The sequence below is a fragment of the Bradyrhizobium sp. P5_C11_2 genome (genome assembly GCF_054049755.1).
This window is the reverse complement of the sequence record NZ_JBFULT010000474.1, coordinates 1-5952: the sequence shown is the minus strand read 5'-3', so window position 1 is coordinate 5952 and position 5952 is coordinate 1. Positions and strand designations below refer to the sequence as shown.

At 65.5% G+C, this 5952-nt stretch carries 8 protein-coding genes; 4 read left to right on the top strand and 4 right to left on the bottom strand.

The genetic code is table 11. The annotated features are described in order from the left end of the window. Window positions 1-53 precede the first annotated feature (53 nt). Genes ACXJL8_RS31425 through ACXJL8_RS31415 form a run of 3 tightly spaced genes read right to left on the bottom strand, consistent with a single transcriptional unit; the run spans window position 54 to window position 2982 of the window. On the bottom strand, window positions 54-1412 hold the full coding sequence (locus ACXJL8_RS31425; protein ID WP_456623878.1) for a TRAP transporter large permease: 1359 nt from the start codon (window positions 1410-1412) through the stop codon (window positions 54-56). Continuing rightward, the gene (locus tag ACXJL8_RS31420; RefSeq protein ID WP_456686185.1) at window positions 1409-1963 is read right to left on the bottom strand and encodes a TRAP transporter small permease; all 555 of its coding nucleotides are present in this window, start codon (window positions 1961-1963) and stop codon (window positions 1409-1411) included. The genes ACXJL8_RS31425 and ACXJL8_RS31420 overlap by 4 nt, the downstream gene beginning before the upstream one ends. Beyond that, window positions 1960-2982 (bottom strand): TRAP transporter substrate-binding protein, encoded by a 1023-nt coding sequence (locus ACXJL8_RS31415; RefSeq protein ID WP_456623876.1) that lies wholly within the window; start codon window positions 2980-2982, stop codon window positions 1960-1962. The genes ACXJL8_RS31420 and ACXJL8_RS31415 overlap by 4 nt, the downstream gene beginning before the upstream one ends. 319 nt (window positions 2983-3301) lie before the next feature. Here ACXJL8_RS31415 and ACXJL8_RS31410 point away from each other — a divergent pair, with 319 nt between their 5' ends. Then, window positions 3302-3544, top strand: coding sequence for a pentapeptide MXKDX repeat protein (locus ACXJL8_RS31410; RefSeq protein ID WP_456686184.1), 243 nt, complete (start codon window positions 3302-3304; stop codon window positions 3542-3544). 176 nt (window positions 3545-3720) lie between these two features. Here ACXJL8_RS31410 and ACXJL8_RS31405 read toward each other — a convergent pair whose 3' ends face one another. Then, window positions 3721-4068, bottom strand: coding sequence for a DUF6481 family protein (locus tag ACXJL8_RS31405; protein ID WP_456623875.1), 348 nt, complete (start codon window positions 4066-4068; stop codon window positions 3721-3723). A gap of 265 nt (window positions 4069-4333) precedes the next feature. On the opposite strand from ACXJL8_RS31405, the gene ACXJL8_RS31400 reads away from it, so the two are divergent. The 3 genes from ACXJL8_RS31400 (at window position 4334) to ACXJL8_RS31390 (ending at window position 5875) form a co-directional block, all read left to right on the top strand. After that, the gene (locus ACXJL8_RS31400; RefSeq protein WP_456623874.1) at window positions 4334-4570 is read left to right on the top strand and encodes a hypothetical protein; all 237 of its coding nucleotides are present in this window, start codon (window positions 4334-4336) and stop codon (window positions 4568-4570) included. A gap of 118 nt (window positions 4571-4688) precedes the next feature. Further along, entirely contained in the window at window positions 4689-4913 is a 225-nt protein-coding gene (locus tag ACXJL8_RS31395) for a DUF2273 domain-containing protein (protein ID WP_456623873.1), read from the top strand. A 185-nt stretch (window positions 4914-5098) separates the two neighbouring features. After that, entirely contained in the window at window positions 5099-5875 is a 777-nt protein-coding gene (locus ACXJL8_RS31390) for a hypothetical protein (protein ID WP_456623872.1), read from the top strand. Window positions 5876-5952 lie beyond the last annotated feature (77 nt).

Here is a 5952-nt window from a genome sequence, read left to right as displayed (position 1 = left end):
AGAATGAGATAGCCGCCGATGCCTGGACCGCCTTGCGCCAACGGCTCCTCCCGCTACCTGCTCCCGTCCGGCCCCATCACCAGGTCCGGCAGCGCGGTCGAGATGCCCGGCACGAAGCACAGCAACAGCACCGCGAGCATCATCAGCAGCACGAACGGCAACGTGCCCCAGATCACCTCGCTCAGGGGAATGTCGGGCGCGACGTTGCGGATGACAAAGATATTCAGCCCCACGGGTGGATGGATCAGCCCCATCTCCATCACGATGGTCATGACCACGCCGAACCAGATGATGTCGAAATTGGCGGCCCGCAGCGGCGGCAGGATGATCGGCGCCGTCATCAGGATGATCGAGACCGGCGGCAGGAAGAAGCCGAGCACGACGACCATGACGAGGATTGCGAACAGCAATCCCCAGCGCGGCAGATGCATCGCGACGACGGACTCGGCGACCGACTGCGAGATGTGCAGATAGCTCATCACGTAGGAATACAGCAGCGACATGCCGATGATCATCATCAGCATGGTCGATTCCCGGATCGTCGACTTCATGATCGGCCCGAGGTCGCTCGGCCGCCACACGCTGTAGATCGCCGCGATCAGCGCCAGCGCCAGAAGTCCGCCGAGGCCGGCGGTTTCCGACGGCGTGGCGTAGCCGCCATAGAGGGCGATCATCACGCCGGTGAGCAGCAGCACGAAGGGGATCACGCGGGGCAGCACGCTGAAACGTTCCGCGAGCGTGTACTCGTCGCGGGCGAGGATCGCCGCTTCGGGGCCGCCGTTCTTGTAGACCGCCTCGGCCGCGGCATATTCCCGGCGGAAGCGGATCACGGCGTAGGCGCCGAACAGCGTGACCAGCAGCAGGCCGGGTCCGATGCCGGCGAGGAAGAGGCGGCCGAGCGATTTTTCGGCGGCAACCGCAAACAGGATCATGGTGATCGAGGGCGGCAGCAGGATGCCGAGCGTGCCGCCGGCGGCGATGATGCCGGCGGCAAAGCCGCCGGAATAGCCGCGCTTGCGCATCTCGGGGATGCCGGCCGAGCCGATCGCCGAACAGGTCGCTGGGCTCGAGCCCGCCATCGCCGCGAACAGCGCGCAGGCGAACACGTTGGCGACGCCGAGGCCGCCGGGCACGCGATGCAGCCAGGCATGCAGAGCCAAATAGAGATCCTGGCCGGCGCGCGATTTGCCGATCGCGGCGCCCTTCAGGATGAAGAGCGGAATCGACAGCAGCGTGATCGAGGCCATCTCCTCGTAGACGTTCTGCGTCACCGTATCCAGCGAAGCAGCGGGCATGTAGATGCCCATGAACACGACCGCGACCGCGCCAAGGGCAAACGCAATGGGCATGCCCGAGAACATCACGACCAGCGTCGCAATCGCGTAAGCGAGGCCGATACCGAAAACGCTCATGGCCGCCTGGCTCCGGTGAGAGGCAGCGCAAGCTGCACGAGAATCTGGACGCAGAGCAGGCTCATGCCGAGCGCCATCAGCGTATAGGGAATTGCGAGCGGCGGTGACCACATCGAGTTCGAGACCTGGCCGTCGACATAGGCCTCGTGCGCCAGCGTCCAGGATTTCCAGGTGAAAAAGGCGCAGAAGAGGAACGTCGCGACGTCGACGAGCCAGAGCCGGACCTTGTTCGCCAGCGGCGAGAGCAGCCCGACAAAGGCCTCGATGCCGATATGGCCGCGATTCTGCTGCACATAGGCGGCCGTCATGAAGGTGGCGCCGACCAGCAGGAAGACGGCGGCCTCGTCCTGCCAGTAGTTGGCGGCCTTGAACAGCGCGCGGCTGAGCACGCTGTAGCTCAGAATCCCGCAGGCCGCGATCAGCGCGATCGCCGCGAACACGACGATGACGTTGTTGAGGACGGCGAGACCGCGATCGATCGCCGCCGCAGGGCTGTTGCCCGCGRCAGCGTTCGCCTGGTCATCGCGATCCGGAAGCGGACCGTGGCTCATGCCGTGACGTCGGAGGCGAGCTTGAGCAGGTTCGCCGAGGTCGCGGTCTTGGCGCCGTAATCCTTCCACGCGGTGTCGCGGGCGATGTCGCGCCACTTGCCGACGGTGGCCGCATCGAGCGCAGAGACCTTGGCGCCGGCCTTCTCGTAGACCTTGGCGACCTCGACGTCGTCGTCCTGCGCGCCCTTGCGGCCGAAGGCTTCGAGCTCGGTGCCGACCGCGAGCAGGACGTCCTGCTGGTTCTTCGGCAGCTTGTCGAAGATCGCCTTCGACATCATCAGCGGCTCCAGCATGAACCAGTAGGAGGCGCCTGCGCCTGATGTCAGCGACTTCGCGACCTCCTCGAGGCGGAACGAGATCAGGCTGGTCGAGGAGGTGATGCCGGCATCGCAGGCGCCGGTCTGCATCGCCGCGTAGATTTCGTTCGAGGGCACCGACAGCACCGAGGCGCCGGCGGTCTGGAGCACCATGTCCATCTCGCGCGAGCCGCCGCGCACCTTCATGCCCTTGGCGTCTTCGGGCGCCACGATCGGCTTGGAGCGGCTGGCGACGCCGCCGGCCTGCCAGACCCAGGTGAGCAGGATGATGCCCTTGTCGGCGAGGAAATCGGTCAGCGCCTTGCCGATCGGTTCCTTCTTCCAGCGCAGGCCCTGATCGTAGGTGGTGACGAGACCCGGCATCAGGCCGATATTCGTTTCTGGCAATTCGCCGCCGGCGTAAGGCATCGGATAGAGGCTGATGTCGAGCGCGCCCTTGCGCATCGCGGAGAACTGCGCGTTGGTCTTGATCAGCGAGGAGTTCGGATAGATCTCCGCGGCGATGTCGCCATTGCTGCGCTTGGCCACCTCGGCGGCGAACATGCGGCAAAGCCGGTCGCGGAAATCACCCTTGTCGATGGTGCCGCCCGGGAATTGGTGCGAGATCTTCAGCGTGGTCGCGGCATGCGCGGTGCCAGTGCCGAAGCGGAGAATGGCGGGTGCCGCGACGGCGGTCGCGAGCAGGTGACGACGCGTGAACATGGTTTGATCCCCTTGGACGATTCTTGTTCGGTGTTGATTTGGGCGGGTCATGAGACCGGCGCAGAGGCCCATCCTAGCCGGTCTTTCACCCGATATTCTCTCATCTGATAGTTCGAGACCGAATGCCGCGGCAAGTGTTGGCTTTGTTGCGCTGCACACTCCCGATCCCGTTGGACACGCGCGATTCCTGCGGACGATGGAGGGCAGCAGGCACGCAGAAATTTATCGCCGGCCGCGTAACAACGCCGCGTCGCGATCCGTCGAGTCTGGGTAGCGGCATCCGTCGCTGACAAACACCATCTCGAAGGGAACACGACTCATGACCATTCGCACCCGCATCGTGCTCGGCGTCTCGGCTGCCGCTCTCTCGCTCGGCCTCGCGCTCTCGCCGGCCGCCTTTGCTCAGGACAAGATGGGCAAGGATGACGGCATGATGAAGAAGGACACGATGTCCAAGGACGGCATGAAGAAGGACACCATGTCCAAGGACGACGGCATGAAGAAGGACCACATGTCCAAGGATGGAATGAAGAAGGACGACGRGATGATGAAGAAGAACTGATCTCACGCCGTCATGCCAGGGCGCGCCTCGTCGAGGCGGGCCCGGCGTTTCGACATTCGGATCCGGCGCCTGTCATCGGGCCGCGCATGCGCGCGGACCTGGTAACCCCGTGTCGCACTGATGCGTGAACCGAGGCGCACCTCAGTTCAATTTCAATTGAACGCTACTTGTGAACGTTACTTGCGCTTGGCCTTGCGGGCGGCGTAGCGGGCGTCGCGCTTGGCCTTTTGCTCGGCCTCGAGTTCAGCCGCCTTCGCGGCCGCTTCTTCCGCTTCGCGGGCGATCCGCGCGGCTTCCAGCGCCGCAGCTTCTTCCTCGCGGCGCTTCTCCTCGGCCTTTTCCGCCTCGCGCGCAGCCTTTGCCTCGGCGCGCTTGGCCGCCAGGGCCTCGCGCTCGGCACGCTTCGCCAAGACCGCGGGATCATCGGGCCCCGGCTGCGACTTGAACTTGTTCAAAAGGTTCTTGCGTGCTTCCTGCGCCGCCTTCTGCCGGTCTGTGAAGCCTGGTTCCCTGAATCCACTCATCGAACGAACCTTGTCATCCTCGCTTTCAATCCTACATCAAGTCGGTGGGTACGCAGGCCGCATCAAACGCATGCCGCGTGACGCCAGCGTGTACATCCATGCGCGCCGCAAAGCCACCCATAATCGCAGCCGATCAGGTAGACGAAAAATCGCTGGACCAGCCGATCCATTCGTAGCCCGGAATAGCTGCCGAATTGTGATGTCCCTCATAAAGGGCGGTGGGGGCGACGCCTAGCGTCCGCCCCGAGACGACACGGAGCACAGCATGACCATCTTCCGGCTCAGCCTGAAGGCGCTCGCAATCACCTTTGCGGTGGTGGCGCTGGCCGGGGCTGCGTTCGTGCTCGCCCGTCCGCAGCCGATCGAGAATGCCGTCCTGGGTGCAGGATGGGAGTGCAGTCAGACCGCTTTCGTGCTCACGACCTGCGCGCCGCGGGGCCAGCAGGCAACCCCGGCGATCGAAACCTCGCGCAAGGACCTGGTCAGGCCGACCCGTGGCTGAACTGGGTTGGCTGATCGGGATGTGACCGATCGGGATGTGACGCGACGTCGCAGAGGTGATAAGCCGTCTCGACCGCGCGATCAGGTAGCCATGCCCAAGCCCCCATGCCCAAGCCCCCATGCCCAAGCCCGTACCCGGTGAGAAGCCCAAATCTCAACCAAAATCGCAACCGGCGGCCCGATCCGGCAACAACCGCCGCGGCGCGATCGCCGGATTGATCATCGCCATCGTGATCCTCGGCGTCGGCTGGTGGCTTGCCCGTGATCTCACCGCCGCCAGCAGGATGCAGGACTGCCTGATGTCGGGGCGCAGCAACTGCAATGTGATCGAGCCGGCCCGCTAGAAGGGGTCCAGCGCGACCCTCTGCAGCTCTGTGGGGCCGAAAAATTGCCGTGATCTTAAACATTTGTAACGGGACATAGCCGATCAGGCAGGTCAGTTATGTCCGCCGGCATCAGCCATGCGCGACCCGAATCGGCTATCGCGCAGGCACCACGGCAATCGAGAAGAGCAGGGGGTCAAGCACGCATGAGTGCGTCCAGCCGCATGAAGATCATCATTCCCTTGGTTTCGGCCATGTCATTGCTCGCGCTCTCGGCGCAGGCGCAGGAGGCCCGGCCGCCGAGGGACGCCGGCCAACCGCCGGGGCCGGGCGCAGGCGCGCCGCAGCACAATCCGCAGAACATGCGCAAGGGACCCCCGCCGCAGCAGGCCGCTCGGCCTGCGCCGCAGCCCGGCGGCCCGGCCCATGCCGGTCCCGGTCCTGGTCCACACGGCGCCGGCGGCCCTCCGCCGGGACGCTATATGGCGCGCGGTCCCGCACCGGAGCGCGACTGGGGCGGACACGCCTATCGCGGCAATCGCGCCTGGGATGGCGGGCGCTGGCGCCACGAGGTCCGCAACGGCCGCTCCGGCTGGTGGTGGGACGTCGGCGGCGCGTGGTATTATTATCCGCAGCGGATGGACGGCCCGCCCGCCTACATCTCCGAAGATTATATCGACGACGTGCCGGTGGCCTATGCGCCGCCGCCACCGCCTGTCGCCTACGCACCGCCTCCGCCGCCACCGCCGGCCGATCCCGGCGCAAGCGCGCTTGGTGGCGCCATCGTCGGCGGCGTGCTCGGCGGCCTGATTTCGGGCAACGCAACCGGGGCGGCCGCAGGTGCGGTTCTCGGCGGCGCGACCGGCGCGATCGCGGGCGCCACCGCGGCATCGCAGCCCGGCTACTATCTGGCTCAGGGCAATTGCTACTACCGCTATCCGAACGGCCAGTACGTGCAGGCCGATCCGCGCGCGTGCTACTGAGCTTTCTCAAACGATATCCGACGTGAATGAGGCGGGCCCGGTGCCCGCCTCATTTGTTTTGGCGGCGCCTCCGGACA

What these genes read in the sequence shown, in the direction of transcription:
- ACXJL8_RS31400 (WP_456623874.1), top strand. Translation starts at nt 4,334, where the DNA reads ATGACCATCTTCCGGCTCAGCCTGAAGGCGCTCGCAATCACCTTTGCG.
- ACXJL8_RS31425 (WP_456623878.1), bottom strand. Translation starts at nt 1,412, where the DNA reads ATGAGCGTTTTCGGTATCGGCCTCGCTTACGCGATTGCGACGCTGGTC.
- ACXJL8_RS31395 (WP_456623873.1), top strand. Translation starts at nt 4,689, where the DNA reads ATGCCCAAGCCCGTACCCGGTGAGAAGCCCAAATCTCAACCAAAATCG.
- ACXJL8_RS31405 (WP_456623875.1), bottom strand. Translation starts at nt 4,068, where the DNA reads ATGAGTGGATTCAGGGAACCAGGCTTCACAGACCGGCAGAAGGCGGCG.
- ACXJL8_RS31415 (WP_456623876.1), bottom strand. Translation starts at nt 2,982, where the DNA reads ATGTTCACGCGTCGTCACCTGCTCGCGACCGCCGTCGCGGCACCCGCC.
- ACXJL8_RS31390 (WP_456623872.1), top strand. Translation starts at nt 5,099, where the DNA reads ATGAGTGCGTCCAGCCGCATGAAGATCATCATTCCCTTGGTTTCGGCC.